This is a genomic window from Arthrobacter sp. W4I7 (genome assembly GCF_030816215.1).
Taxonomy (GTDB): Bacteria; Actinomycetota; Actinomycetes; order Actinomycetales; family Micrococcaceae; genus Arthrobacter; species Arthrobacter siccitolerans_A.
This window is the reverse complement of sequence record NZ_JAUSXU010000001.1, coordinates 4,576,240-4,602,412: the sequence shown is the minus strand read 5'-3', so window position 1 is coordinate 4,602,412 and position 26,173 is coordinate 4,576,240. Positions and strand designations below refer to the sequence as shown.

Annotated in this window: 24 protein-coding genes and 1 pseudogene; 8 read left to right on the top strand and 17 right to left on the bottom strand. The window is 66.1% G+C overall.

What is annotated here, in order from left to right; translation table 11 throughout:
- Window positions 1–52 precede the first annotated feature (52 nt).
- The gene (locus QF047_RS20900) at window positions 53–1,453 is read right to left on the bottom strand and encodes a SulP family inorganic anion transporter (RefSeq protein ID WP_307281087.1); all 1,401 of its coding nucleotides are present in this window, start codon (window positions 1,451–1,453) and stop codon (window positions 53–55) included.
- Between the two features lie 373 nt (window positions 1,454–1,826).
- On the opposite strand from QF047_RS20900, the gene mptB reads away from it, so the two are divergent.
- Window positions 1,827–3,410 (top strand): polyprenol phosphomannose-dependent alpha 1,6 mannosyltransferase MptB, encoded by a 1,584-nt coding sequence (mptB, locus tag QF047_RS20895; protein WP_307281086.1) that lies wholly within the window; start codon window positions 1,827–1,829, stop codon window positions 3,408–3,410.
- 71 nt (window positions 3,411–3,481) lie between these two features.
- Here the strand turns inward: mptB and QF047_RS20890 are convergent, their stop codons facing one another.
- The gene (locus QF047_RS20890) at window positions 3,482–4,705 is read right to left on the bottom strand and encodes a glycosyltransferase 87 family protein (protein ID WP_307282108.1); all 1,224 of its coding nucleotides are present in this window, start codon (window positions 4,703–4,705) and stop codon (window positions 3,482–3,484) included.
- Window positions 4,706–4,766: 61 nt separating this feature from the next.
- Window positions 4,767–6,101: a glycosyltransferase family 87 protein gene (locus tag QF047_RS20885; RefSeq protein WP_307281084.1), complete on the bottom strand. Its 1,335-nt coding sequence runs from the start codon at window positions 6,099–6,101 to the stop codon at window positions 4,767–4,769.
- Between the two features lie 312 nt (window positions 6,102–6,413).
- Between QF047_RS20885 and QF047_RS20880 the strand changes: the two genes are divergently transcribed.
- A complete protein-coding gene (locus QF047_RS20880) occupies window positions 6,414–6,617 on the top strand; it encodes a hypothetical protein (protein WP_050057060.1) in 204 nt (67 codons plus the stop codon).
- A 6-nt stretch (window positions 6,618–6,623) separates the two neighbouring features.
- Here QF047_RS20880 and QF047_RS20875 read toward each other — a convergent pair whose 3' ends face one another.
- The 4 genes from QF047_RS20875 to QF047_RS20860 all read right to left on the bottom strand — a co-directional run bounded on the left by QF047_RS20875 (window position 6,624) and on the right by QF047_RS20860 (window position 11,716).
- Window positions 6,624–7,805 (bottom strand): glycerate kinase, encoded by a 1,182-nt coding sequence (locus QF047_RS20875; RefSeq protein WP_307281078.1) that lies wholly within the window; start codon window positions 7,803–7,805, stop codon window positions 6,624–6,626.
- Between the two features lies 1 nt (window position 7,806).
- Complete coding sequence (gene dctA / locus QF047_RS20870; protein ID WP_307281076.1) at window positions 7,807–9,297, bottom strand: C4-dicarboxylate transporter DctA; 1,491 nt, start codon at window positions 9,295–9,297, stop codon at window positions 7,807–7,809.
- 214 nt (window positions 9,298–9,511) lie between these two features.
- A complete protein-coding gene (locus tag QF047_RS20865) occupies window positions 9,512–10,609 on the bottom strand; it encodes a tartrate dehydrogenase (RefSeq protein ID WP_306636989.1) in 1,098 nt (365 codons plus the stop codon).
- Between the two features lie 210 nt (window positions 10,610–10,819).
- Window positions 10,820–11,716 carry a LysR family transcriptional regulator gene (locus QF047_RS20860; RefSeq protein ID WP_307281070.1) on the bottom strand — a complete coding sequence of 299 codons (897 nt, stop codon included), beginning with the start codon at window positions 11,714–11,716 and terminating at the stop codon, window positions 10,820–10,822.
- A gap of 169 nt (window positions 11,717–11,885) precedes the next feature.
- On the opposite strand from QF047_RS20860, the gene QF047_RS20855 reads away from it, so the two are divergent.
- Entirely contained in the window at window positions 11,886–13,385 is a 1,500-nt protein-coding gene (locus QF047_RS20855; RefSeq protein WP_307281067.1) for an FAD-dependent monooxygenase, read from the top strand.
- 29 nt (window positions 13,386–13,414) lie between these two features.
- Here QF047_RS20855 and QF047_RS20850 read toward each other — a convergent pair whose 3' ends face one another.
- The 3 genes from QF047_RS20850 to QF047_RS20840 form a co-directional block, all read right to left on the bottom strand.
- Window positions 13,415–13,873, bottom strand: a complete 459-nt coding sequence (locus tag QF047_RS20850) for an SRPBCC family protein (RefSeq protein WP_307281066.1) — start codon at window positions 13,871–13,873, stop codon at window positions 13,415–13,417.
- Window positions 13,874–13,943: 70 nt separating this feature from the next.
- Window positions 13,944–14,333 carry a VOC family protein gene (locus QF047_RS20845; RefSeq protein ID WP_306636997.1) on the bottom strand — a complete coding sequence of 130 codons (390 nt, stop codon included), beginning with the start codon at window positions 14,331–14,333 and terminating at the stop codon, window positions 13,944–13,946.
- Between the two features lie 75 nt (window positions 14,334–14,408).
- Complete coding sequence (locus QF047_RS20840) at window positions 14,409–14,984, bottom strand: GNAT family N-acetyltransferase (protein ID WP_307281063.1); 576 nt, start codon at window positions 14,982–14,984, stop codon at window positions 14,409–14,411.
- A gap of 243 nt (window positions 14,985–15,227) precedes the next feature.
- Here QF047_RS20840 and QF047_RS20835 point away from each other — a divergent pair, with 243 nt between their 5' ends.
- From QF047_RS20835 to QF047_RS20815, 5 genes are all read left to right on the top strand, one after another.
- Window positions 15,228–15,746 (top strand): flavin reductase family protein, encoded by a 519-nt coding sequence (locus QF047_RS20835; RefSeq protein WP_307281061.1) that lies wholly within the window; start codon window positions 15,228–15,230, stop codon window positions 15,744–15,746.
- Between the two features lie 289 nt (window positions 15,747–16,035).
- Window positions 16,036–16,473: a hypothetical protein gene (locus QF047_RS20830; protein ID WP_307281059.1), complete on the top strand. Its 438-nt coding sequence runs from the start codon at window positions 16,036–16,038 to the stop codon at window positions 16,471–16,473.
- 500 nt (window positions 16,474–16,973) lie between these two features.
- Complete coding sequence (locus tag QF047_RS20825; protein WP_307281057.1) at window positions 16,974–17,567, top strand: hypothetical protein; 594 nt, start codon at window positions 16,974–16,976, stop codon at window positions 17,565–17,567.
- Window positions 17,568–17,715: 148 nt separating this feature from the next.
- The gene (locus QF047_RS20820; protein WP_307281054.1) at window positions 17,716–18,021 is read left to right on the top strand and encodes a hypothetical protein; all 306 of its coding nucleotides are present in this window, start codon (window positions 17,716–17,718) and stop codon (window positions 18,019–18,021) included.
- Window positions 18,022–18,094: 73 nt separating this feature from the next.
- Window positions 18,095–19,462, top strand: a complete 1,368-nt coding sequence (locus QF047_RS20815; RefSeq protein ID WP_307281051.1) for a ferredoxin reductase family protein — start codon at window positions 18,095–18,097, stop codon at window positions 19,460–19,462.
- A gap of 57 nt (window positions 19,463–19,519) precedes the next feature.
- Here the strand turns inward: QF047_RS20815 and QF047_RS20810 are convergent, their stop codons facing one another.
- The 7 genes and pseudogenes from QF047_RS20810 to QF047_RS20780 all read right to left on the bottom strand — a co-directional run bounded on the left by QF047_RS20810 (window position 19,520) and on the right by QF047_RS20780 (window position 26,167).
- Window positions 19,520–20,245, bottom strand: coding sequence for an SDR family NAD(P)-dependent oxidoreductase (locus QF047_RS20810; RefSeq protein WP_307282105.1), 726 nt, complete (start codon window positions 20,243–20,245; stop codon window positions 19,520–19,522).
- Between the two features lie 28 nt (window positions 20,246–20,273).
- Complete coding sequence (locus QF047_RS20805) at window positions 20,274–20,846, bottom strand: MOSC domain-containing protein (RefSeq protein WP_307281047.1); 573 nt, start codon at window positions 20,844–20,846, stop codon at window positions 20,274–20,276.
- 5 nt (window positions 20,847–20,851) lie between these two features.
- Window positions 20,852–23,246, bottom strand: a pseudogene (locus QF047_RS20800) (ATP-binding cassette domain-containing protein).
- Between the two features lie 92 nt (window positions 23,247–23,338).
- On the bottom strand, window positions 23,339–23,761 hold the full coding sequence (locus QF047_RS20795; RefSeq protein WP_306637017.1) for a VOC family protein: 423 nt from the start codon (window positions 23,759–23,761) through the stop codon (window positions 23,339–23,341).
- A complete protein-coding gene (locus QF047_RS20790) occupies window positions 23,758–24,207 on the bottom strand; it encodes a helix-turn-helix transcriptional regulator (RefSeq protein ID WP_307281042.1) in 450 nt (149 codons plus the stop codon). The genes QF047_RS20795 and QF047_RS20790 overlap by 4 nt, the downstream gene beginning before the upstream one ends.
- 149 nt (window positions 24,208–24,356) lie before the next feature.
- Window positions 24,357–25,484: a Gfo/Idh/MocA family protein gene (locus tag QF047_RS20785; protein WP_307281039.1), complete on the bottom strand. Its 1,128-nt coding sequence runs from the start codon at window positions 25,482–25,484 to the stop codon at window positions 24,357–24,359.
- The gene (locus tag QF047_RS20780; RefSeq protein ID WP_307281037.1) at window positions 25,469–26,167 is read right to left on the bottom strand and encodes a ThuA domain-containing protein; all 699 of its coding nucleotides are present in this window, start codon (window positions 26,165–26,167) and stop codon (window positions 25,469–25,471) included. The genes QF047_RS20785 and QF047_RS20780 overlap by 16 nt, the downstream gene beginning before the upstream one ends.
- Window positions 26,168–26,173: the final 6 nt, after the last annotated feature.

The window sequence follows — 26,173 nt, the reverse complement described above, 5'->3', positions numbered from 1 at the left end:
CCGTCTACGGAATCGGCTGGGCGCCGCCGGCCATGTCCGCTCACCAGACCGGTCAGGCCCCCAAGTGTCCGGTGAGGCGGCGGTGGAAGCCGGTGCTGCGCTCATCAAGCCCTTGGATGGTGACGGTGGCCCCGTGGGCTGCGTATTTCGTTTCGATGGAATCCAGGGCGGCGACAGTTGAGGCGTCCCAGATCTGGGCGCGGCTCAGGTCGATGGTCACGGTGCCCGGGTCGTCGGCGTATGCGAAATGCTCCACGAGGTCATTACTGCTCCCGAAGAACAGCGGCCCCACCACGTCGTAGCGCACGCTTTCACCGTCGCCGGCCACGGTCCGGTCAACGCTGATGACGTGGGCCACCCGGCGCGCGAACAGGACCATCGCCAGGACGACGCCGACGAGGACGCCATAAGCGAGGTTTCCGGTGAGCACCACTACCGCGACGGTGACAACCATGACGATCGTCTCCGGAAGGGGCATCCTTTTCAGGGTGGCCGGCTTCACGCTGTGCCAGTCGACGGTGGTGACAGCGACGACCATCATGACCGCGGCAAGGGCCACCATGGGGATTTGTCCCATGACAGAGCTGAGTCCGGTTACAAGTGCCAGCAGAAACAGCCCCGCCGCGAATGTGGAAATCCGGGTACGTGCCTGGCCGGTTTTCACATTGAGGACAGTCTGGCCAATCATCGCGCAGCCGGCAATGCCGCCGTAGAAGCCGGCAAGGATGTTCGAAACGCCCAAGGCCCACGACTCTCGGCCCTTGGGCGAGGGCGTATCGGTGATGTCATCGACGAGTTTCGCCGTGAGGAGGGTCTCCATGAGGCCGACGAACGCCACACTCAGCGCAGTGGGCAAGACCAGTTGGAAGGTCGCGAGGTTCAGCGGAAACAGGAAAGGGGTGAGCCCGGGCATCTTGCCGGTGAGCGGGCCCTCGTCCGAAACATTTGGAACGGCGAGGCCGGCAACTATGACAATCGTAGTGACGGCGACGATGGCAACCAGCGGCGACGGGACCACCTTGGTTAACCGCGGAAGGATGAAAATAATGGCCAATGTCAGGGCGAACAGTATGTAGGCGAGCCACGGGACGTTGAGTACGTGGGGCACCTGCGCCATGAAGATCAGCACACCCAGGGCGTTGACGAACCCGATCATCACCGATCGCGGGATGAACCGCATCAGGCGTGCAAGGCCGGCGAATCCAAAGACCACCTGGATCACACCAGCCAGGAGCACCGCCGGTAAAACATACTGGACACCGTGCTCATGCACGAGCGGGGCGATCACGAGGGCAACGGACCCTGCTGCCGCGGTAACCATTCCGGGCCGCCCGCCAAGGATCGACATGGCCAGGGCCAACACGATGGAGGCCACAAGACTCACCATGGGATCAACCCCGGCAACGATCGAGAATGAAATCACTTCCGGGACCAAGGCCAGGGTGGTGACCATTCCGGCAAGGACTTCGCGGGAAAGTTGCCGTGGCGAGCGAAGGGCCGTGCGAACCGTGATCGGTTGCCGAAGGGGGCGGGGGCGGTCGGCGACAGCCAAGGAGCGGCTCCAGGGGCTCGGGTCTCTGTAAAGAGCGGTGTGGGGGATCGCTGCACGCCACATTGCGTGCGGTCCAGCCCCGTCAAGGAAGAGAGCCGGGGTGCAAAGGGGATGCGCCGGTGACTTTCGGCTGCGGGTTCAAGATTACCCTGACGCGAGAACGGGGACGTCATCCGGGAGCACGCTGAATCCCGGCTGATAAAATGGCCAGGTTGCAGGGCGGCCTTTTTCGCTGGTGCAGCCAGCGCCGTAACGAAGTAGGGGACCAACACACATGACGGCAGGCGGTGCACACCTCGGGACGTCGGAAAGCCAGCCTGGCGCGCCGGCCATGGCGGTCGCCGCGCCTGCAAAGCGCCGGGCCTACGTGGCAACCATTGAAGGATTCCTCGGCGCCCTCATGATGTTCGTCGGTTCGATCGGCACCGGCTGGATCGCCAACGGCTCGCCTATGATCCGCCAGCCCGTCGTCATCGCACTGCGCACCGAGGGCTGGGGTGTAACAGTGTCCACGGTGCTGCTGACGGTGGGTGCCATGGTGCTGATGCGTTCGTGGCTTCGGCTGGGGCAGCGGCTTTCCGACTGGGGCGCGTCGTCGCTGCGGTCCGTTGTGATCGCCATCTCCGCCTGGTCCCTGCCGCTGCTCTTCTGCGTGCCGGTCTTCTCCCGTGACGTCTACGCTTACACCGGCCAGGGCCGGCTGGTGATGGAAGGCCAAAACCCCTACCAAGTGGGCATCTCCACACTCAACAACTGGTTCGCGCTCGGCGCGGACCCCGCCTGGGCCGAAAACAGGACCCCCTACGGCCCCTACTTCCTGTGGCTGGCACGTGCCGTCGTCGGCCTGACCGGCGCGCAGCCGGACGCGTCCGTACTGCTCTTCCGGCTCCTGGCCGGGGTGGGCGTCCTGCTCTGCGTGATCTACGTGCCCAAACTCGCGGAACTGCACGGCATCAACGGGGCGCGCGCACTCTGGATCGCCGTGGCCAACCCCCTGTTCCTGATCAGCTTCATCGCCAGCGCCCACAACGACGCACTCATGGTGGGGCTCGCCGTCGCCGGCGTCTACGTCGCGGCCACCCGCCGCTACGTGCTGGGCATCCTCCTGGTCACCGCCTCCATCGGCATCAAGCCCATCACCGTGCTCCTGCTGCCGTTCATCGGCGTCATGTGGGCAGGCCCCTCCGCGTCCTGGCCGCGAAAGTTCCTGGTCTGGGGTGCGACGGCAGGGATCAGCTTCGGCGTGCTGGCCGTCAGCGGGATCCCCTACAACCTTGGACTGGGCTGGACCTGGGCCATCATGGACGGCACCCCCGGCTACACGGGCTACTCGCCGTCGGGGTTCCTGGGCCAGCAGGTGGAGTTCCTGGCCAATGTGCTGGGGCTGCCCGGCGGCACGTTCGCCACCCTGCTGCGGACCGGGATGAAATATGCGGCGATCGGGCTGGTGCTGCTGCTGATGTTCCGCGGTGACTACTCCCGGGCGGTGCGGCGGATGGCGCTGGCGTTCACCGCCGTGGTGATGCTCTCGCCCATCATCCAGCCCTGGTACATCCTCTGGTTCGTGCCGTTCCTGGCCGTCACCGGCATCCGGGACGACTGGCAGATCAGGTCCTTCTACGTGGCCGTCACGTTCTTTGTGGTGTTCGGGGCGCAGGACCAGCTCTCCGTGTGGTCCTTCGTGGAACTGCCCATCGACGCGTCGTCGCTGGCGTTCATTACCGCCCTGGCATTCACGTTCTACCTTCTATTCCTCGACGCGCATACACGCAAGCTGCTCATCGAGGCCAAGCCCTGGGACCTGGCCAAGCGGGGCTGGAACCGGGTTCTCGACTGGCGTGCAGCGCGGGCCGGCTGACCAGCCGGGCTGAACCAGTAGGCCAGTACCAGCCGGGCTCAAACAGGCGGGCCTGAAGGAGCCTGCTTGGGCTAGGCGCCTGCAGGCACCGCTGCCGGGGACTTCCGGCCCAGTTCCGCGGTCCGTTTGACCGACCACCACAGCAGCACCACCAGGAGCACGTTGCGGGTGGTGAGGATGGCGGCCATCACCGGGTGGGCGTGGATGAGCGGGGTGTAGAACAGCGGGTAGATCACGAAGGTGGTCATGGCGATCCCCATCAGCAGCGCCGCCGGGACCTTCCACCGGTTCCAGTCGTGGGTGAGGCCGGCGATGATCACCGGCGCCAGCCAGATGATGAACTGCGGGGAACCCACCTTGTTGAACACGATGAACGCGGTGACCATCATGAGGGAACCCTCAAGGAACAGTTCCTCCCGCTCGGCGCCGCGGTTCAGGGCGCGGACCAGCAGGATGGCGGCTCCCACTGCGGCCAGGATCAGCAGCGGCTGCATCAGGAAGGCTGCCGTGCCGGCGCCCGGACCGTAGACCTCCGTGGAGTTGATGGCGGTGTTGTCCGCCATTTTGGAACCCGCAATGTTGAAGACACTCAGCCACACCCATGGCGTGGAGAAGGTGGCCTCGAGCTGCATGCCGCGCTCGCCCTGGTTCAGGAGGAAGTCCAGAACGTGCCGCAGCCCGCCGGACAGCCAGGTTCCGAGCGTCACCACGGCCGTCACGGCGACGCCGGCGAGGACCACCTGGATCCGCTTCCGGCTGGCAATCACGATGGGCACCAGGACGGCTGCCGGCCACACTTTGATCCAGGTGGCGATGCTGAGCAGGACAGCGGCCACGACGGGCCGCTGCGCCGCATACAGCAGCGCGATCAACACGATCGGGGCTGTGATGCCTTCCACGCGCGCGAAGCTGAGGTAGCCCATAAACACGGTGAAGAAGAGCCACCACCAGGCCGGGGCGATGCCGCTCGCTTTCCGCGGCCCGCGCGTCAGGAAGGCAAGTCCGACGGCGTTGAGGGCCGTGATGATCAGGAACCACACCAGCAGGTACAGGCTTGGCCCGGCGATGTTCGCGAGGAAAATGGGGAGCTGGGCCAGTACCGGGTACACCCAGGGGCTGATTTTTCCGTCCAGGTCCTGCGGGTTGTAGCCGTCCTGGGCCCATTGGCGGTACTGCTCGGTGTCACTGAAGGTGCCGCCGTTGAGGAAAAAGGACGCCATCCAGCCCAGGAAGTAGAGATGGACGACGGCGAAACCCCACCACACGCTCGATGGGCGGGCAAACCAGTCCACCACCTTGGCGGGCACGACTTTGGTGCGGGCGGTGACCAGGCGGTCAAAGAACTTCGTGGAAATCTCAGGACTCCTTGAGCGCGGGAGTGGCTGCGGGCGTCTTTTTGCCCAGCAGGTAGAGGCGCCGGACGCTCCACAGGAACAGGACCACCAGGAGGATGTTGCGGATGGTCAGCACCAGGGCCATCCACGGGTTGTTGTGGCTGAGGGCGTCGTAGAACAGGGGGTAGATGAAGTAGGTGGCCACCGCGATAACGATCAGCATGGCGGCCGGGACCCGCCATTCACGCCAGTTGTATGCCAGGCCGACGGCGACTGCAGGGCCGAGCCACACCATGAACTGGGGGGAACCCACCTTGTTGAAGACCACGAACGCGGTGGCGAGGGTGAGGGCGCCGGCCAGGAGCAGCCCGGTACGGTCCACCCCGCCGCTGATTTTTCCGTTATGCAGCGCCCAGAACGTCAGGCCGGCCACCAGCAGCGCCGCCAGGACCAGGAGGGGCTGCATCAGCACGGACATCAGCGCCGTGCCGGGGCCGTCTACCTGCATGGAGTTGATGTCGGTGTTCATGTACATCCGGGAGCCGCCCACGTTCAGGACGGACAGCCAGAGCCACGGGGTGGTGAAGGTGGCCTCGAGCTGCATGCCGCGGTCGCCCTGCTGAGTGAGGAAGTTCAGCAGCTTGGGGACGCTGCCCAGTGCTGCTGCCAGCGCCACCACGCCCGCCGTCGTCGTTATTCCGGCAAGCACCACCAGGATCCGGTTCCGGACCACGGCGAACAGGGCCAGCATGATGGCGGCAGGCCAGACCTTCACCCAGGTGCCCACGGCCAGCAGGATGGAGGCGATGAACGGCCGGCCCACACCGTAGGCGAGGGCGACGAGGACCAGGGGGGCGGTGAGGCCGTCGACGCGGGCGAACCCGAGCCACCCCATCAGAAACGTGAACACGAGCCACCACCAGCCGGCGGGAATGGCGTTTTGGTCGCGGCCGCGGTTCGTCAGCTTCAGCAGTGCCCAGGCATTGAGCAGGGTGGTCATCAGGACCCACAGGAAGAAGAAGGGTCCCGGCCCGGCGATGCCGGCGATGGCCATGGGGATCAGCGCGAGGATGGGGTAGACCCAGGGACTGGGGCCGCCGGTGAGGTTGGCGTCGTTGAAGCCGGCCAGGGCCCAGTCGCGGTAGATGAAGGTATCGCTGAACGCTTCGCCGCGCAGGGAGAGGGAGGCGGCGAAGACCAGGAAGACCAGGTGCACCACGATGAACCCGCCCAGCAGTCCGCGCCCGGTGTTCAGCAGGTTCCGGGCGGGCTGGGGAAGGATGACGTTGCGGATCCGGGTGAGATTGCCGAAGAAAGCGTCCGTGGAAATGGCGGGATCCTTGTCAGGTCGTGGCACGCGTATGGTGTTGTGCTGGTGGCTGGGTTCTGCCGCTTGGCGGGGGTTCAGGGGCATCGGAGCCGTCCGGGAACAGCTTCCACTCCTGCCCAACTCTAATTCACGGTGCTTTGGCGCCCGTAATTGCAGCGCAGTGGTCCCTTCGCCGGGCTTCTGACCTGCAGTAACTTTTTAGTTGATAATTCAAGTTGCTGGTGCTGCGTTGGTGGGGCATCATGAACTGGGCAGTAACATGCCCACCTTCGCCTGCAGCCTTTGGGGAGCGCAGGTGTTAGATCCACCCCCTACCCCCAACCAACAAAGGCTAGACCCATGAATTTTCCACTGACCCTCACCGTTGCCGACCGCCAGAGCATGGACAGCGAACTCGACGCCGCCGTGACCGCTGCCAAGGCGCACGCACTTGCAGAGAAGCGGCACGGCATCCTGGTCACCCGGCACGGCGTTGACAAGTTCACCGTTGCCCTGAGCGAGGCCGTTCCCTTCGGTCTGACCCGCGAACACCAGGCCTGGTAAGCGCCGCTACAGCAGGCTTTCGCCAATATCCCGCCCGATCCGGTGCAGCAGTTCTGCTGAGAGTTCCGGATCCTTGGACGAATCCTGGTCCGTGTACTCGGCCAGGGTATAGACCCGCGCCAGGGCTATTTCGGACCAGCGCTCCCGCGGGAGAAGTGAGCGCCCGGCGACGGCGATGATCGGCCTGCCCCCGGAGCGGCGGGCGACGGCGGCCGGCAGCTTCCCGGCCAGCGTCTGTTCGTCGATGCTGCCCTCGCCCGTGATCACCACGTCGCAAGTGTTTTTGCGGGTGTTGAAGTCCAGCAGGTCCAGGAAGTAGTCCGCGCCGGAAACTTGCCGGGCCCCGAGCAGCAGGCACGCGTAGCCGATGCCGCCTGCGCTGCCTGCGCCCTCGTGTTCCGCCAGCGCCGCAGCCTCAAGGAACCCTGCTTCGGACAACTTCGCCACGAAGTGCCCCAGCCCCTCATCCAAAGCCGCAACCTCAGCGGCACTGGCACCTTTCTGCGGCCCAAACACTGCGGGAGCGCCGTGCGGGCCACGGAGTGGGTTATGGACGTCGCTCGCCACGATCAGTTCCGTATCACCCAGTTCCGGAAGCGCAGTCCGCTCGATGCTGTCGATCTGCGTCAGCGCCCGCCCGCTGCCGTAGAGCTGCCGGCCGTCCCTGTCGCGGAAGCGGTAGCCGAGGGCCGTGAGCATGCCCATCCCGCCGTCGGTGCTGGCGCTGCCGCCCAGGGCCAGGATGATCCTGGCCGGGTTGAGGCTGAGGGCAAACAGGAAGGCTTCGCCGAAGCCGCGGCTGGACGCCTCCAGTGGTTGCAGCTTTCCGCCGGGAAGCAGCCCCAGCCCGCAGGTGTTCGCCACCTCCACAACTGCCGTGACGCCGTCGAACGCGATGCCCGCCTGGGCCGGCTGGCCGGTGGGGCCTGCCACGGTGTAGCTGCGGCGGCCGAAGCCGGAGGCGACGGCGGCATCAACGCTGCCGTCACCTCCGTCCGCCAGCGGGAGCAGTTCGCAGTGAACGGTGCCGGTGACCGTGCCGCTGGCCGCGGAGAAGCCGGCCGAACCCTTGGCCGAGCGGAGTCCTCCGGCCAGGGCGTCAGCCACTTCGCCGGCGGTGAGGCTGCCTTTGAACTTGTCCGGCGCGATGAGGGCCCGGATGGTGTGCGGGGCGGTTGCTGCGGTCATGTCACACAGTTTCCGAGTAGGCGGGGCGGCGGTCTGCGGATCCGGCGGGTCCGACGGCGGCAGGCGCCGTGGGTGCCAGGCCGTCAGTTCCAGCGTGCTTGGGTGCGTGGTGGCCGTACTCGGCGAGGTCGTCGTCAATGTCGGTGACGTCGTCCAGGTGGACGGGGTCCTCGGCGGGCATGGGCTCCACGGTTTCGCCGGCGAAGACGCGGCGGGCGCGGTCCACGTCCAGGGTGCGGTCCCACCAGGCGATGAATAGGGTGGCAACGGCATTGCCGGTGAAGTTCACCAGGGCCCGGCATTCGGACATGAACTTGTCGATGCCGAAGATGAGCATGATGCCGGCGGCCGGAATAGTACCGATGGTGGTGAGCGTGGCGGTCAGGGCGATGAAGCCGCCACCGGCCACTCCTGCTGCGCCCTTGGAGGTCAGCAGCATCACGGCGAGCAGGCCCAATTGCTGGCCGATGGTCAGGTCCGTGTTGGTGGCCTGGGCGATGTAGAGGGCCGCGAGGGACAGGTAGATCGCGGCGCCGTCCAGGTTGAAGCTGTAGCCGGTGGGGACAACCAGGTCCACGGTTTCCTTCTTGACGCCGGCGTGCTCGAGCTTGCGCATCAGCCCGGGCAGGGCGGGTTCGGCGGTGGAAGTGCCCAGGATGAGCATGTACTCCTCCTTGAGGTGCCGGATCATCCGGAAGATGTTCAGCTTCAGGAAGGCCATCACTGAACCGAGGACCACCACCGCAAAGAGGAAGGAGGTGACGTAGAAGAGGGCGATGAGTCCGCCCATGCTGGTCAGGGACGAGACGCCGTACTTGCCTACAGCGAAGGCCATGGCGCCGAAGGCACCCAGCGGAGCTGCTTTCATGATGAAACTGAGGATCTTGAACATCACAGCCGTGAGCCGCTGCACGCCGTCCAGGACCGGTTCGCCCACCTTGCCCATGGCGTTCAGGGCGATGCCGAACACCACGGCGATGAAGATGATCTGCAGGATGTCGCCTTCAACGAAGGGACCCACGATGCTGTTCGGGATAATGTGGGTGAGGAACTGCCACCACTCCTGGTGCTGGCCGGCGTCGATCAGCTTGGCGGCGGAATCGGACGTCTTGATGCTGCTGGCGTCCGCGTTCACGCCGTCGCCCAGGCGGAAGATGTTGATGGCCACCAGGCCGAAGATCATCGCGAAGATGGTGCCGATCTGGAAGTAGGTCAGGGCTTTCAAGCCGGTCATGCCGACCTTTTTCAGATCCGCGACGCTGGCGATGCCGCCCACGATGGTCAGGAACACGATGGGGCCGATGAGCATCTTCATCGAGTTCACGAACGTGGTGCCGATGGGCTCCATGGCGATGCCGGCGGTGGGGGCCAGCCAGCCGACAAGGATGCCGATAACAATTGCTGTCAGTACCCAGAAGTAAAGCTGCCGGTACCAACGGGTTTTGCGGGCCGGCGCCGAAGCTGCCGTGCCGGCTGAGCTGATGTGATCCATGATTCCTACCTCGTTGTGGAATGTCGCTGGACGCGGAGGTCCCTTCCCAACACTCGCAAGCTCGTGTCGGGCCCTCGGGACGCCGCTTATAAGTATGGGGGACGTTCGACGGCGGCCCTCCCGCCGCCCGCGGAGGTCCCTGCACAACGCTCGCAAGCTCGTGTCGGGGCCCTCGGGACATCGCTTAGCTTGGGACCTCCGCGGAAAAGACTTGCTAGACGGCGGCGGGGGCGAGGGTCAGCGCCTTGATGATCGCCTCGGTGACGTCGTCGGTTTTCGCGTTGCCGCCGACGTCGCGGGTCAGGTGGCCCGAGCCGGTGGCGGCTTCGATGGCGGCTTCGACCCGGCGGGCTTCCTCGTGCAGGCCGAAGTGGTCCAGCATGAGCGCGGCGCTGGCGATGGCGCCGATCGGGTTGCTGATGCCCTGGCCGGCGATGTCCGGAGCGGATCCGTGGACCGGCTCGAACATGGACGGGAAGCGGCGCTCCGGGTTCAGGTTGGCGCTCGCGGCCAGGCCCAGGCTGCCGGCAAGTGCGGAGCCCAGGTCGGAGAGGATGTCCGCGTTCAGGTTGGACGCCACCACCACGGACAGGTCCTCGGGCTTGAGGATGAACTTCGCGCTCATGGCATCCACCAGGACACTTTCGGTCTGCACGTCCGGGTAGTCCAGGGCCACGCGGTTGAAGACTTCGTCCCAAAGGACCATGCCGTACTGCTGGGCGTTGGACTTGGTGACGGAGGAAACCTTCTTCACCGTGCGGGTCCTGGCCAGGTCGAAGGCGAAGCGCATGATGCGCTCGCAGCCCTTCTCGGTGAACAGTGCGGTCTGCAGTGCCACTTCGTTGCCGGGGCCGCGGCCGCTCAGGTTCCGGCCGCCCAGGCCGGCGTATTCGCCTTCGCTGTTCTCGCGGACGACAACCCAATCGAGCTCTGTATTGTCAGCCTTGCGGAGCGGGGACTGGATGCCGGGCAGGAACTTCACGGGGCGGATGTTGGCCCACTGGTCGAAGTTCTGGGTGATGTTCAGGCGCAGGCCCCAGAGGCTGATGTGGTCGGGGACGTTTTCCCAGCCGACGGCGCCGAAGTAGATGGCGTCGAAATCCTTCAGGGCTTCCAAGCCCTTGGGGTCCATCATCTGGCCGGTCTTTTCGTAGTAGCCGCAGCCCCAGGGGAACTCGGTCCAGTCGAAGGCAAACTTGCCGTCGGAGTTCTGAGCCAGGGCGTCCAGGACGCGGCGGCCGGCGGAAACAACTTCCTTGCCCACGCCGTCGGCGGGAATTGAAGCGATGCTGAATGTCTGGGTGGCGCTCATGCCAGCCTCCTCGTTGAGTGTTTGCAGTGGGCCTGTTAGTGCGGTCACACTGTCCTTCCTCTTCAAGTAGACGGCCCGCGGGCAGGCAGCGTCCAAGACTTAGTTTCGATACGCCTGATAGGACACACCTATCTGTTTCCTCCATCGACTGCTGAGATAGCGCCGTTTTGGGGACCCAAAACGGCGTTATCGGAGCAACCGATGCGGTGGTTACTGCCTGTCTTCCGTGTGCCTCGCTGCGACGCCAAGGAAGGCTTTCGCTGCCGGCGTCAGGTTTTCCTTGCGGCTCAGGACGGCCACGTCCAGGTGGTGTACCGGTTCGATGAGCAGCGTGCGGAGGCCCGCCTTGTGGGCTGTTGGAGCCCACGACGACGGCATCACCGCATGGCCCACGCCCGCGAGTACCAGCGGCAGGATGGAGGTCCGGTGGGCAACTTCGACGACGATTTCCACCTCGACACCGTGCGCGAGGGCGTCGTCGACCAGCCAGCGCATCAGGGACCCGCGCTGGCTGGCGATGATGCGGTGGCCGCCGAGATCTTCGCGCTGGATGGCTTTTCCGTCCGCCGGGAAGGTGTCTGCCTGCGGGTTGACGATGAGGATCAATGGCTGGCGTTCGAGCTCCAGGACTTCGACGCCTGGGACCCGGATGGGTGTGGGGGAGCCTGCCAGGCCGATCTCCGTGCTGCCGCTGCGGACGGAGTCGATGACTTCCTCGGGTGTGAAGGCGGCGCCAACGTTCAGCCGGACGGAGGGGTGGAGCCTGGTGAACTCGGCAATCATCGACGTGAGCGGCTCGATGCCTGGCGAGGGCATGGTGATGATGTCCAGCCGCCCGCTGCGGATGCCGCGCAGTGCCTGGACCGCGGACTGGGCGGCGTCCAGGTCCCGCATAACCAGGCGGGCCGGACCCACGAGCTCCTTGCCGGCTTCGCTCAGCACCGCTCGCCGTCCGATGCGGTGGAAGAGCGGGACGCCCAGTTCCTTCTCCAGGCTGGCGATGGTCTGGCTCAAGGACGGCTGGGCGATCAGTAGATGCTCCGCAGCACGGTTGAAGCCGTCGTGGTCCACCACCGCGAGGAAGTACTTGAGTTTGCGGGTATCCACGCCTGCTCCTTTTGCCGGTTGGGCCTGACCGGGTGGAACGGCAGACGGAAGGGGACGTTGATGCACTCCTTCCATTTCCAATGTATCGCCCCGGGTGGGGCTTGCCGCAAGGCCCGGTGGGGGCCGGATAATCGCAGAGGCCTCAACCGGGAGAACGGGAGCAGACGCGATGACTGAGCATGCGGTAGTGATTGTGGGCGGGGGCCCCACGGGATTGATGCTGGCCGGGGAGCTGGCACTGGCAGGGGTTGATTTGGCCATCGTGGAGCGGCGCCCCACCCAGGAGCTTGCAGGTGCGCGGGCAGGTGGGCTGCACGCGCGGACTCTTGAAGTCCTGGATCAACGGGGCATCGCCGAACGGTTCATCGCCGAGGGGCAGATGGCCCAGGTGGCAGGATTCGCGCAGACCCGCCTGGACATCAGCGACTTTCCCTCCCGCCATCCCTACGGACTGGGGCTGTGGCAGAACCATTTCGAACGCATCCTGGCAGGCTGGGTCGCGGAGCAGGCTGCGACGTTCTACCGCGGCGAGGAGGTGACCGGCCTCGCGCAGGATAGTGCCGGCGTCGACCTTTACCTTGAGGACGGCAGGACGCTGCGGGCCGACTACGTGGTGGGGTGCGACGGCGGCAGGAGCCTTGTGCGCAAGGCGTCCGGTATCGGTTTTCCTGGCTGGGATCCCACCACCAGTGCGTTGATTGCCGAGGTGGAGATGACCGGGCAGCCGGAGTTCGGTGTTCATCAGAATGCTTTCGGCATCCACTCCTTCGGGCGGCGCGAGTACAAGATTGTGGACGGCAAGGTGGTTTACGCGGACAGCGGGCCGGTGGGGGTGATGGTGACCGAGGAGCACGTGGGTCCGTCGAAGGAACCCACCCTGGCCGATCTCAGCGCGGCCCTGATTGCCGTCTGCGGCACCGATTACGGGGCGCATAACCCCATCTGGATCTCTCGGTTCACGGACATGACCCGGCAGGCGGACGCCTACCGCAAGGGGCGGATTTTGCTGGCCGGTGACGCCGCTCACGTCCATGCCCCGGACGGTGGGCAGGGCCTGAACATCGGGGTGCAGGACGCGGTGAACCTGGGCTGGAAACTGGCCCGGGTCGTCAAAGGGACAGCCCCGGAAAGCCTGCTGGATACCTACCATGCCGAGCGGCACCCGGTGGCTGCCCGGGTGCTGCGCAACACCATGGCCCAGAGCGCACTGCGCCGCCCGGACCCGCGGATCAGGGCGGCAGGGGAGGTGGTTTCCGAGCTCCTGGGCATGGAGGAGCCACGGAAGCGGTTCGCCGGAATGCAGTCCGGCCTGGACGTCCACTACGGCCTGGGCGAGGGGCACGCGCTGCTCGGACGCCGGATGCCCGACGTCGACCTTGTCACTCCCGAGGGGCCCCGGAGAGTCTTTTCGCTGCTGCACGACGCACGTCCGCTGCTGCTGAATCTCGGGGAGCCGGGGGCGTTCGAGACTCTGCCGCGGCCGGAGGCGGTGAAGCTGGTCGACGCCAAGTACGGCGGGCCCTGGGAACTGCCGGTTCTCGGGGAGGTCCCTGCTCCTGTGGCCGTTCTGGTCCGGCCCGACGGCTATGTGGCCTGGGTGGGGGACGGAAGCGACGCGGGCCTCAAAGAGGCGTTCGGGGCATGGTTCGGGTGGTCTGCTGCCGGATAGGACCCGAGCAGGGGTGTGCCCGGCGCCGGTTAGCTCGGCCCCTTGGCTTCCAGCCGCTTCAACCCCATGCGCAGGGAGCCTGTCACGGGCGCGCCCCTTGTCGCGACGATCAGGAACGCGGCGACCCTGCCGGCCAGGCTTGTCGGGGTCCGGTTCCAGGTGATGTGGATGCGCGATCCCCCGGATCCGGCCGGCGTGATCCGCGCACTCACGTAGCTTCCCGGTGCGCAGAAATTGCTTTCGCGGACGGTCCACGTCACTGTGTCCGGATCTGACCAGTCGTAGTGTTCCTTGGCCCAGATAACTCCGCCGGGAACTTTGCTGCCCTCCCTGATGTCCGCGTAGGTGTCCCCCACTTCGTACACCTCGTACAGGGGCGCATAAATGCCGGGCCAGCTCTCCGGCCGGCCTGGGCTAAAGTCCAGCAGGCCTTCCCGCACTGTTTGTGGCGGGAGAGGGGATTCGACAACCGCTTCCACTTTCGGCATGTCCAGCTCCTTACAGGATGTTTCCAGTGTGACCTTTTACGGCCGGGGCACAAGGGAGCCGGGGGAGCCGCTATAGGTGCGCCTCCCTGACGTCCGGCGGCGTGGCGCCCTGGAGGACCCAGCGGTTGCCGTCCGGATCGGCGAAGTGGGCAAACAGCACGCCGCCCATGTCCTGGACCTCGCTGATGTCCGCACCCCGGCGCACGAGTTCGTCGCGGGTAGCGCCCATGTCAGGCACCACCAGCTGCAGCCCCTCCAGGCTGCCCGGCGGCATGGCCGTCATTCCAGTACCAATAACGATCGAAGCAGCCGAACCCGGCGGCGTCAGCTGGACCACCCTCATCCCGGGAACGTGCTCCACATCGTGGTCCAGCACGAAGCCCAGATTCTCCGTATAGAAGGACTTTGCCCGGTCAACGTCGGACACGGGTACCTGCACAACCTCAAGGCGCATCTCCATCCGCCCACAGTATCCTTCGGAGACCCTTTCAGGGGCGGGACAGGCAGGAGTTTCCTGCGGCTTCCGTCGACAGCATCAGACGACGGCGTTGTCCCGGCTTTCAGTGGCTGCACCTCGACGCGAGGCCGCGGCAGCTGGGCCGGAGCGGTGCGGCAGGTCGAGGGTGAAAACGGAGAGCGGGACTTTGGGTGGCTCACGGTGGACGTCCCGCTCAGGCCGGTGTTCAAAACCGAACCGGACGTAAAGGCGCTGCGAACGCAGGTTGTGCTGCCCGGTATCCAGGACCAACCGTTCGGCGCCCCACTCCGCTGCAATCTTGGCGCCTTCCGCAAGGAGCGCAGCACCCAGCCCCTGTTTCCGGGCTGCCGGGAGGACGGCGAGCAGCCGCAGCTCCGCTTCACCCGCACGGGCCTGGCGGGCGTAGGGGACGCCGTGGGGAAAGATGCTTGCAGTGCCCAGGAGCCCGCCGTCGGTGCCCTCGGCAACCAGCAAAACTCCCTGGTGGTCGCGGCCCTCGGCGTCCAGAAGCAGGGCGAGGCGTTCCTCGTCCGGGAGGGAAGCGCCGGGTTCCAGGTGTCCGAATCCGGCCAGCGTGAGTTGCCCGATGTTCCCGTATTCGTCGGGGCGTGCCCGGCGCACAATAAAAGTCATCGGTCCACGGTACGGCCCAGCATCCGGCAGCCCTAAAGCCGTTGAGCTGTGTTTCCCGAGGTTGCGCCCTGTGTACCGCTTCCTTAATTCCCGCGCCGTCGGTGCTGGTCAGGAGCCCCTTTCGTTACTCCATGCGGCGGGCCATGACCGCGTATTGCGTACGGCGTCAGTGCGTTTCGCGTCCGATTGAACAGCACGCTGACGGGTGGTTGGTTGGAACCACCGGTCTCGAAAGGAAAGAACATGACGGAACACTTTGATCTCACCCCGCACCGCCTGCGCCACGTCCTGGGCCACTTCGCCTCCGGGCTGACCGTCATCACCGCAGCCACGGACAACGGCCCCGCCGGCTTCACCTGCCAGTCCTTCTCTTCCCTCTCGCTGGACCCCGCCCTGGTCACCTTCAGCCCGGCCCGCAGCTCCAGCACCTGGCCGCAGCTGCGCAAGGTGGGCCGCTTTACCGTGAACATCCTGCCCGCGGAGCACCAGCACCTGGCAGCCCAGTTTGCCCGCTCCGGCACTGACAAGTTCGCCGGCGTGGACTATTCTGCTTCACCGCTGGGCAACCCGGTACTGGGCCAGGCGCTCGCCTGGGTGGACTGCGAGCTGCATGAAGAGTATGACGGCGGCGACCACACCATCGTGGTGGGTGCTGTCCGTGCCCTGGGGGCACGGGAAGGCGCCGAGCCGCTCCTCTTCTTCAAGGGCACCTACTTCGAAGGAGTGGAACCCCGCGCCCGCCGGCTGGAGGAGGCCGCATGACAGGGGCCAGGTCCCGCTCGCGGGGACGGGTCCGGCGGCCGGGCCCCGCAGCCGCCGTCGGACTTCAGCTGGAGGAGGCCCAAAACGTGTACACCGCGCAGGACTGGTCCGCCATCGCCGTCGGGTCAGCCGTTGAGGTCATCCTGCCGGAAGGGCCAGCGTACCGGGGCCGCGTTGATGCCAAAACCCCCGACTCCCGTTGTCTGGGTGGTCAGCCTGGGCGGAACGGGCCGCCAGATGCACGGCAACCGGGACGGCGTCCGCCTGCATCCGGCAGGAGCGTGACGGCATGATCAGCACACTCACCCGCAGGATCCAGGCGACCTGCGCCGACGAGCTTTCCCTGCTCCGACGCCAAATGTACTCCCTGGCGTGGCAGGAGATCCGGGAAGGCGGAGTGGAGGGCGCCGCGACAGCGATGGCCCGCAAAGCCTCGTGCGTCAACCACGGAGTCAGCGTGGACGTTGTCTGTTTCGCCCAGAACGCCACCCTCGAGGACGCCCCTTTTATGATTTCCGTGGCCATGCACCTCCACCCGGACCGCCGGTCCGGTGACGTGTACTGGGAGGAAGCGGATGCGTGGGCCCACGCGGTGGCAGGCCACGAATGGTTCAGGGTTGAACCGCGCGGCCGCCTGGAAACCCTGGATGGTCGGGTCTTCCACTACGCACTGACCGAGAAGGCGCCCGCGGCTCAGATCGTTCCGCTGGAGACTCCCGCGGTGTAACGCCAAAAAGCCCGGGAGCCGCCGTCGGGGTCCCCTGGGGAGGAATTACGACGACGGCTGCCGGGCTTTGTCTTGGCTGGAGCCGGGTTGCCGCTGACGGTTAGACAGCTGCTTGGACGACGGGGCCTGTGGTGGTGACGCCGGCGTCGCGCAGGGCCAGGAAGCCGCCGGCGACATGCACGGCCTGCGAGTATCCGAGCACCTTGAGCTTCTGCGCCACGGGGCCGGAGCCATTCACGGACCCGCAGAACACCACGATTTTCTATTGGCGGCTTGGACATGGCATGACCCTACGGATCTCCCGCCCGTCCCGCACCCCGGCCGTCACCGGACTCAACCTCGCGAAACGCCGGGTAACGCAGGCCAAAACTGGTTCATAAGTGACGCAATACGAAAGCACTCACAGCGTGCGCACAGCACGGTGAAAGAGCTCGGACAGGTTCCGGTTTGAGGATAGGAACAGCTTCGAAGTCCGGAGCGGATCCAGAAGGAGCATCATTGTGAACAAGGTCCGGAAAATCGCGGCAGGCGCTACCCTGATCGGCGCCCTCGTCGGCGGCGGAGCCCTCACCGCCATGGCACTGCCTGCCAGCGCTGCCACCACCACTACGTCAACCACCGCAGTCGACAGGTCAAAGCATGTGCAGGAAACCGAACTGACCGGGGAGACCGCTACCAAGGTCCACGAGGCGGTTCTGGCTGCCAACGCCGGCGCCACCGTTGACCGCATGGAAACAGAGGGCGACGGCACCGCCGTGTACGAGGCCCACATCACCAAGGCTGACGGCACCCACGCCACCGTCAAGCTCGACGCGAACTTCGCCATTACCGCCACTGAAACCGGCGGAAAGGGCGGCCACGGGCACGGGCAGGGTGGAAACGAAACCGAACTGACCGGAGACACCGCTACGAAGGTCCAGGAGGCGGTTTTGGGCGCCAATGCCGGTGCCACCGTTGACCGCATGGAAACCGAGGGCGACGGCACTGCCGTGTACGAAGCCCACATCACCCAGACTGACGGCACCCACGCCACCGTCAAGCTCGACGCCAACTTCACCATCACCACCACCGAAACCGGCAAGGGCGGCCACTAACCAACCCGATTCCTCTGGCGGAGGCAGCACTGCTGCTCCCGCCGGAGGAGTTAACCGCGTTGGCTCCCGAACACCCGCCATTAGGAGGACCATTGATCATCTGCCGCCCCATCGCCCGGGCGAGGACCAGGGCCCGGAGCTTCCGGCAATGAGCACCCCAGCCGCGGCGCGTCCACGGTTGAGGGCGCCGGGGGTGCCCCCAAGCGGCCGGGCCGGGGCATGGGCATGGCTCCAGCGGGCACTGTCCATCACGGTAATCGGCGCCGCCGTCATTACCGGTCTGCAACTCGGCCTGAACGCACCGGCGGTCTCGCCCGTTCAGCAGGCAACCGTCTCCGCGGAGACAACCACGGGCAACCCACCGGCGCTCACACCGCCCCTTCAACAGCAGGTCCTGCCCGCTCCAGCCAGGGACAGGACGGCCCGCGGCCGGGACCAGGGGCGGGGGAGGTAGCGGACGACTGTCCCTCAACATAACAAATACGCGGTGGCGGGCTCTTTGTCCGCCCCGAAGGAAGAAGACGACGATGACAGTATCAGCCGACCGCACAGGGAGCGGGCCGCCATATGCCGGTTGGCCCGACGTGAGTGGTTCGCGGATCATTTCGCCGGCTGCGGTGCTCTGGCTGGTCGCTGCCGGCGCTGTCGCGGCCACTGCCCTGGCCGCAATCAGCGCCCCTCAGCCATTGCGTTGGAACCTGCCGCTCCTGGCCCACACCTCCGGCCTGCTCGCCGGATACGGGGTCACAGTCATGGTTGCCCTCATGTCCCGCGCCCCTTCGCTGGAACGGGGCGTCGGCGCCGACCGGCTGGCCCGATGGCACGGGATGGGCGGCAAGGCCATCTTCTGCCTCATCCTGATCCACGGCTTCGCCGCGACCGCCACCTGGGCAACCAGCCAACGCACCACGCTGTGGGCGGCTGCCACCGACGTCCTCCGCATGCCCGGCCTTATCGCAGCCACTACGGGCACCGTGATCTTCCTGTCCGTCGGCATCATCTCGGCCCGGAGCGTACGCCGAAAGCTAACGTACGAAACCTGGCACTTTCTTCATCTGATGACGTATGTGGCCATCGCCTTGTCCTTTTCCCATGAACTGGCGGGGCCGGACCTCGCCGGACTACCGCTCGTTCAGGTGGCGTGGAGCCTCCTGTACACGTTCAGCTTTGGGTTGATACTGCGGTACCGGGTCCTGGCTCCGCTCACGCAGCTATTGCGCCACCGCCTTCGTGTCGATCATGTCCTCGACGAGGGAAACGGAGTGGTCAGCATCATCCTTCGCGGCCGTCACCTCAACGAACTAAACGCCGAATCCGGACAGTTTTTCCGCTGGAGGTTCCTGACCAGCGCCACCTGGCAGTCCTCCCACCCTTTCTCACTCTCCGCCCCGCCGCACGACCAGTTCCTGCGCATAACCGTCAAAGCCGTGGGTGATGGCACGAGGTTGATCCACTCAGTACGAGCCGGTACACGAGTCCTGGCGCAAGGCCCGTACGGCGCCATGACCAAAGAGCGCCGCCAGGGCCGCGGAGCACTGCTCATCGGCGGAGGGGTGGGAATCACCCCCATGCGTGCCCTCTTCGAGACACTGCCGGTACCCGGACAAGACCTGACCCTGCTATACAGGGCATCCTCTCCGGAAGAGGTGCTCTTTCGTGACGAACTCGAACACATCGCCCGGCATCGTGGAGCGCAATTGATCTTCCTGACCGGACCAGCGGCCGACCCGCGAAACGCGATCACCGCCCAGAGCCTGAGGACAATGATCCCTGACCTTGCAGCCCGCGACGTATACATCTGCGCATCCCCCCGCTTCTCCGCCGCCGCGAGAGCAGCCCTGACCCAGGCCGGGCTGCCGCGCCGGCAACTGCACCAGGAGGAATTCACCTTCTAGGTCCCGCAAGGCCCCCACTTCAGCTATCGAACGGAGCAGCCGGGTGGTTGGACCTGGTCAGGCCAGCCGCTCGCCGGTAATATCGGCCAGGCGGTCCAGGAGTTCGTTCTGGAGCCGCTCGTCCCGAGCCGCAGGATGCGGCTTCTCCCGGTGCTGGTGGAACCAGTAGCCGCCACTGGTCAGGGCTGCCGGGTCATCGCTGGTGGCGAGCCATTCCTGCGTCAGGTGGCCGAGCCGCAGGTCGTCCGGGGCGCCGGCGCCGCCCATCCTGGTGGGCACCCAGCCAGGATCCACGGCATTACTGAGGACGTCCGGCCATAAACGGGCGACGGCGGCTGCAAGGGCTGTGAGGTAGAGCTTGCTATCCGAGTAGGTCACCTTCCCCGTGCCTCCTTCGAGCCTGCTGAGATCGGCGTGGCCGCCGCGGTGCATGCCGCTGCTGAGGTAGACCAGCCGCTGCGGCCGGTTGATGAGCGCAGTGAGCAGATAGGGTGCCGCAACGTTGACCTGAAAGATGTCCCGGCTGTGCAGGACCCCCGCGTTGTGGATGACGGCGTCCACCGGACCAATCGCGTTGACTTTTTGGGCGACGCCACGCGTCTGTTCCAAGTCGGAGAGGTCGCCCACCACGGCTGCGACCCCGCGATCCACGAGATCATTTACCGCGCCCAAACGGGCAGTATTCCGGGCATGGACAATAACGTCGTGGCCGTTGTCCAAAAGGGTCTGCGCCGTAGCCCGTCCCAGACCATCAGCGGAGCCGGTGACAAAAACACGCATGATTACTCCTCCTCCTATCGCACAGACGCAACTATGGCAGCCGGCCCGGCCGCAGCAGTGACGGAACCCCCGCCTGCCCGGGATCCAGCGGAACAGGGCTGACCAGCACCGCAGGGCCGCGGTGCAGAATCCCATCGGAGAGTGCCCGGCAACGGATGCCGCCCCGGCCGCGCATCGCGGCATGGGCCCCCGGTGCCAGGACCTCGTTCATCCAGGCGCACGGGTGCGCGGGGCGGCCGCCATGGAACCCAACCACCGAGCCGCCGGATTCCAGCGCGAAGTCCTGCCCCAGCAGCGGAGTCAGGTGCGCGCCGCGGAGGATCACGTTCCGCCGGGTTGCCAGGGGATCAAACGGCCCGGCTTTCAGTTCCGTGGCCATGGTTTCCAGGGCCTCGACGGCGAACAGGGTCACCGCAGCGTCCATGTGCGCGGCCTTGCCGAAGAACCGGTCACCCACAATGCCCTTGCCGGCCACCACCTCCGCGGTCTCGGCGTCGAACGTTGGCACGTCTGCAGCGCCGTCCCGGGCCCGGCCAAAGTAGGCATGAGCGGGTGACACCAGCAGGTGCAGGATCTCGACGTCGTACCTATAGGTTTCCGTCATGCCGCCTAAGCACCAACATACGCAGCCAGGTGCTTGCCGGTTAACGTGGAGGCGTCGGCCACCAGCTCAGCGGGAGTGCCCTCGAAAACGATGCGCCCGCCGTCGTGCCCTGCTCCCCGGGCCCAGGTCGATGAGCCGGTCCGCGTGCGCCATCACTGCCTGGTGGTGCTCAATGACGATCACGGACTTGCCGGAATCAACCAGCCGGTCCAGCAGGCCCAGCAGGTTCTCGACGTCGGCCAGGTGCAGGCCGGTGGTGGGCTCATCGAGGACGTACACGTCGCCCTTCTCGGCCATCTGGGTGGCGAGCTTGAGCCGCTGGCGCTCGCCGCCCGAAAGCGTGGTGAGCGGCTGGCCGAGGCTGAGGTAGCCCAGGCCCACGTCCTCGAGCCGGTCCAGGACGGTACGCGCCGCCGGGGTTTTGGCCTCGCCTTCGGCGAAGAAGGCGGCGGCCTCGGTCACGGACATGGCCAGCACGTCGGCGATGTTCTTGCCGCCGAGGGTGTATTCCAGCACGGAGGCCTGGAAGCGGCGGCCCTCGCAGTCCTCGCACGGGGACTCCACGGTGGCCATCACGCCCAGTTCGGTGAAGATGACGCCGGCGCCGTTGCAGGTGGGGCACGCGCCCTCGGAGTTCGAGCTGAACAGTGCCGGCTTCACCCCGTTGGCCTTGGCGAACGCCTTGCGGATGGGCTCCAGCAGGCCCGTGTACGTGGCCGGGTTGCTGCGCCGGGACCCCTTGATGGCGCCCTGGTCGATCACCACCACGCCCTCGCGCTTGGCCACCGAGCCGTGGATCAGCGAGCTCTTGCCCGAGCCCGCCACGCCGGTAACCACCGTCAGGACACCCAGGGGGATGTCGACGTCCACCGCCTGCAGGTTGTGCGTCGACGCCCCTCGGACTTCCAGCGCGCCGGAGGCCATCCGGACCGCTTCCTTGAGTGACGCGCGGTCTCCCAGGTGGCGCCCTGTGATGGTGTCGCTGGCCCGGAGGCCCTCGACGCTGCCTTCAAAACAGACAGTGCCACCGGCGGTGCCGGCCCCGGGACCGAGGTCGACGACGTGGTCGGCGATGGCGATCGTTTCCGGCTTGTGCTCCACCACCAGCACGGTGTTGCCCTTGTCCCGCAGCTGCAGCAGCAGCTGGTTCATGCGTTCGATGTCGTGCGGGTGCAGCCCGATCGTGGGCTCGTCAAAGACGTAGGTGACATCGGTGAGCGAGGAGCCCAGGTGCCGGATCATCTTGGTGCGCTGGGCCTCGCCACCGGACAGCGTACCGGCGGGACGGTCCAGGCTCAGGTAGCCCAGGCCGATGTCGGAGAACGAGTCCAGCAGGTGCTGGAGCCCCTTGAGCAGGGGAGCCACCGAGGGGTCCTTGAGACCGCGGATCCACTCGGCGAGGTCGCTGATCTGCATCTGGCACAGCTCGGCGATGTTCTTGCCGTTGATCTTCGAGGACAGCGCCTGCTGCGTCAACCGGGTGCCGTGGCACTCCGGACAGGTCTGGAACGTCACGGCCCGCTCCACAAACCGGCGCACGTGCGGCTGCATGGCCTCGGGGTCCTTGGACAGCATGGACTTCTGGATCTTGGGGATGATCCCCTCGAACGTCAGGTTGACGCCCTCCACCTTGATCTTGGTGGGCTCCGCGTACAGCATCGTTTCCAGCTGCTTTTTGGTGAATTTGGCAATGGGCTTGTCCATGGGCAGCCCCATGCCCTCGAACAGGCGCCCGTACCAGCCGTCCATCGAGTAGCCCGGAACGAGCAGCGCTCCGTCACCGAGGGACTTGTCGTCGTCGTACAGGGCCGTGAGGTCGATGTCGCTGACCGCCCCCATGCCCTCGCACCGCGGGCACATGCCGCCCAGGTAAACGGCCTGCTGGACGACCGCTTTCTCCACCCGGCCGCCGCTCTTCTCCGTGGACATGACGCCGCTTGCTTTGCGGGTGGGCACGTTGAAGGAAAAGGCCGTGGGCGGCCCACCATAGGGGGAGCCCAGCCGGCTGAAGAGGATTCGCAGCATCGCGTTCGCGTCGGTGGCCGTGCCCACGGTAGAGCGCGGGTTGGCGCCCATCCGCTCCTGGTCCACGATGATCGCCGTGGTCAGGCCCTCCAGGAAGTCCACCTCGGGCCGGGCCAGCGACGGCATAAAGCCCTGCACGAACGCGCTGTAGGTTTCGTTGATCATCCGCTGCGACTCAGCAGCGATGGTGGCAAACACCAACGAGCTCTTGCCCGAGCCGGACACACCCGTGAATACGGTCAGGCGGCGCTTGGGCAGCTCGACGCTGACGTCCTTGAGGTTGTTTTCCCGCGCGCCTTGCACACGGATCAGGTCGTGGGCGTCGGCAACGTGCAGCCCGTTGGTCCGGGGATCAGTACTGGTGTCCGTGCTCATCGGGTCTCCATCTGTTGGGCTGCGGTTTGTCGTGCCGGGGGAGACTGCGCCGGCAGCCTCCCCCCGGCGCCACTGGTTTCAATCCTCCCAGCTCAGGGCTGCTGGTTGATGCGGACGGTGTTGCCTGCCGGGTCGCGGAAGGCGCAGTCGCGGATTCCGTAGGGCTGGTCGACGGGTTCCTGGACGACGTCGGCCCCGCTCGCTTCCACTGTGGCGAACGCGGCGTCCACGTCCGGGGAGGACAGCACGACCGTGGCGTAGGTGCCCTTGGCCATCATCTCGGCGATGGTGCGGCGTTCGTCGTCGGTGATGCCCGGATCCACGGCCGGCGGGTGCAGGACGATGGACACGTCCGGCTGCCCGGCAGGGCCCACGGTGATCCAGCGCATGGTGCCGCGGCCAACATCGTTGCGGACCTCGAAGCCCAGGGCGTCGCGGTAAAACGCCAGGGAGGCGTCGGGATCGGTATGCGGAAGGAACGTTGAGGAAATGCTGATCTTGTTCATGAACGTCATGCTAGTTGCGGCTCCGGCGCGGGCGCTTCTCGATTCCTGACCGGTCTGGTGACCTGTTTCGCCACGCACGCCGGGATGCCCGCCGTCTGCACGGCTGCCTCCTGTTTATAGACGCTGGGCGGCATGCCCACCAGTTCCGTGAAGCGGGTGCTGAAGGTCCCCAGCGAGGAACAGCCGACGGCGAAACACACCTCCGTGACGGAAAGGTCACCGCGGCGCAGCAGCGCCATGGCCCGTTCGATGCGCCGGGTCATGAGGTAGCTGTACGGCGATTCCTGGTAGGCGAGCTTGAACCTGCGGCTCAGGTGACCGGCCGACATGTGGACGCCGCGGGCCAGGGATTCAACATCCAGCGGCTGCGCGTATTCCCGGTCGATCCGGTCCTTGACGCGGCGAAGGTCCCGCAGCTCACGAAAGCGCGCATCGGAGAGGGGGCTGGTGGTCACACCTCAGATCGTGCTACGCGGCGGGGGAGTTGTCCAGAGGGGCAGGACGGGAGCGGGCCCGGACGGCAGCACAATGCCGGGCAGGGAACGCAGTTTGCGAACCCTGCCCGGCATCGGACAGCGGCTTCCCGGGCCGGCCGTAAACCCTTCTAGGAAGCGGCCCCCTGCGCCTGGAGCCTGTCCATCCCGTCGGTCAGGACGGTCAACTCGACGCTGTCGGGCCGTTCCACCGTGCTGCTGATGCGCACGGCGGAACCGGTGCGGGCTGATTCGAGCACCGATTCCATGACTTCCAGGGCATGGTAGGCCAGGGCTCCGCCCGCGCGGGGCTCTGCGCCTTCGGGGGTGGAGGCGAGGTCTGCGATGCCGAAGCCGCGCCCCGAATCAACGTACCCGGCGGAGACCGGAAGGGTCTCCCAGGCCTCGGCGCCCAGGGAGAACAGCTGGACCTCGCCATCGAAGTGGTTGGGGTCCGGCACAACCAGCGATCCGCGTTCCCCGTGGATCTCGATGTTCGGCGACTTGGACTTCACGGCGTCGAAGCTCATGAACAGGGTGGAGAGCGCACCGGAGGCGTGGACCAGGACGCCGGTGACGTGGGAGTCGATGTCCACGGGGACCTTTTCTCCCTGCCGGGGGCCGGAACCGATGGTCCGTTCATTGCGGGTGTGGCTCGCGGCGCCCATCACCGAGACCACCGGGCCCAGCAGCGTTACCAGGGCGGTGACGTAGTAGGGGCCCATGTCCAGGAGCGGGCCGCCGCCGGGCTGGTAGTAGAAATCCGGATTCGGGTGCCAGCGCTCGTGGCCGGGTGTCACCATCGTGGCGGAGGCGGAGATGGGCGCACCGATCAGCCCGTCATCGATTGCCTTGCGGGCGGTCTGGATCCCGGTGCCCAGTACCGTATCCGGAGCGCAGCCGACGGCGACGCCTGCCTCGCGTGCTGCCTCCAGCACCTGGCGTGCCTCCGCAGTTGTCGCGGCAAGGGGCTTCTCGCCGTACACGCTTTTGCCCGCGGCGATGGCCTTCAGCGCCACCTCGGCGTGCGCGGCGGGGATGGTGAGGTTCAGGACCAGTTCGACGTCGTCCGCCGCGAGGAGCTCGTCCACGGAAACGGCGCGGACGCCCTCATACTGCTCCGCCACAGCCTTGGCGCGTGCAGGATCCAGGTCCGCTACCGCCACCAGCTCGATGTCCTCAAGTTTCCGGAAGTTGGTGAGGTACTGCGCGATGATGGCTCCGCAGCCGACGATTCCTACTTTCAACGGCTTGCCCATAGCAGGCCCCTTTCGATGATGGTGCGGATGTTGGTGTCCTGGAGGATTTCGACGCGGTGGCCGGGGGTGGTGACGAAGATGCGGCCTTTGCCCCATTGGCGGGTCCAGATGGCGGGGGAGGTGACTTCGCGGTTCCAGGGGTCCCATTCCCGGGCTTTCTGGGTGGTGGTGGCCAGGACGTCGATGTAATCGTCGGAGAGGACCCAGTACTGTTCGGTGACCAGGTCAAAATCCTCAAGGTCCTTGGTGATGGGGTGTTCGGCGGCTGCGGGGAGCATGTTGACGGTGTAGGGCATGTAGTTGTCTGACTGTTCGCCGGTGCACTCGTCCGGGTGCTTGCCGGGGTGGCAGGCGAACTGCCCGCCGATCAGGTGGAGGTAGTCGGAGTTGTTCCGGTAGGAATCGGCGATCCCGCCGTGCCAGCCGGCCAGGCCGGTGCCGTTTTCGACGGCGGTGCGGAGCCCGGCGAGTTCGTCTTTTTCGATGGTGGTCATGGTCATGCATTGCATGATCAGGTCCACGCCTGCCATGTAGTGGGTGTCGGCGTAGACCTTGGGTGATTCTTCGATCCGGACGTCGTAGCCGTTGTCTTTGAGGTAGGGGATGAAGAGCTCGGTGGCTTCGTAGGGCTGGTGGCCGTCCCAGCCGCCGCGGACCACCAGGGCGGTCTTATTCTCGGTCATGAAGTG

Coding starts and splice junctions, on each gene's coding strand:
- QF047_RS20845 (WP_306636997.1), bottom strand. CDS start 14,333: ATGGAGATGCGCCTTGAGGTTGTGCAGGTACCCGTGTCCGACGTTGAC.
- QF047_RS20880 (WP_050057060.1), top strand. CDS start 6,414: ATGAATTTTCCACTGACCCTCACCGTTGCCGACCGCCAGAGCATGGAC.
- QF047_RS20785 (WP_307281039.1), bottom strand. CDS start 25,484: ATGGGCAAGCCGTTGAAAGTAGGAATCGTCGGCTGCGGAGCCATCATC.
- QF047_RS20900 (WP_307281087.1), bottom strand. CDS start 1,453: ATGGTCACCACCCTGGCCTTGGTCCCGGAAGTGATTTCATTCTCGATC.
- mptB (WP_307281086.1), top strand. CDS start 1,827: ATGACGGCAGGCGGTGCACACCTCGGGACGTCGGAAAGCCAGCCTGGC.
- QF047_RS20820 (WP_307281054.1), top strand. CDS start 17,716: ATGAGCACCCCAGCCGCGGCGCGTCCACGGTTGAGGGCGCCGGGGGTG.
- QF047_RS20855 (WP_307281067.1), top strand. CDS start 11,886: ATGACTGAGCATGCGGTAGTGATTGTGGGCGGGGGCCCCACGGGATTG.
- dctA (WP_307281076.1), bottom strand. CDS start 9,297: ATGGATCACATCAGCTCAGCCGGCACGGCAGCTTCGGCGCCGGCCCGC.
- QF047_RS20780 (WP_307281037.1), bottom strand. CDS start 26,167: ATGACCGAGAATAAGACCGCCCTGGTGGTCCGCGGCGGCTGGGACGGC.
- QF047_RS20795 (WP_306637017.1), bottom strand. CDS start 23,761: ATGACGTTCATGAACAAGATCAGCATTTCCTCAACGTTCCTTCCGCAT.
- QF047_RS20840 (WP_307281063.1), bottom strand. CDS start 14,984: ATGACTTTTATTGTGCGCCGGGCACGCCCCGACGAATACGGGAACATC.
- QF047_RS20830 (WP_307281059.1), top strand. CDS start 16,036: ATGATCAGCACACTCACCCGCAGGATCCAGGCGACCTGCGCCGACGAG.
- QF047_RS20805 (WP_307281047.1), bottom strand. CDS start 20,846: ATGACGGAAACCTATAGGTACGACGTCGAGATCCTGCACCTGCTGGTG.
- QF047_RS20865 (WP_306636989.1), bottom strand. CDS start 10,609: ATGAGCGCCACCCAGACATTCAGCATCGCTTCAATTCCCGCCGACGGC.
- QF047_RS20815 (WP_307281051.1), top strand. CDS start 18,095: ATGACAGTATCAGCCGACCGCACAGGGAGCGGGCCGCCATATGCCGGT.
- QF047_RS20835 (WP_307281061.1), top strand. CDS start 15,228: ATGACGGAACACTTTGATCTCACCCCGCACCGCCTGCGCCACGTCCTG.
- QF047_RS20850 (WP_307281066.1), bottom strand. CDS start 13,873: ATGCCGAAAGTGGAAGCGGTTGTCGAATCCCCTCTCCCGCCACAAACA.
- QF047_RS20875 (WP_307281078.1), bottom strand. CDS start 7,805: ATGACCGCAGCAACCGCCCCGCACACCATCCGGGCCCTCATCGCGCCG.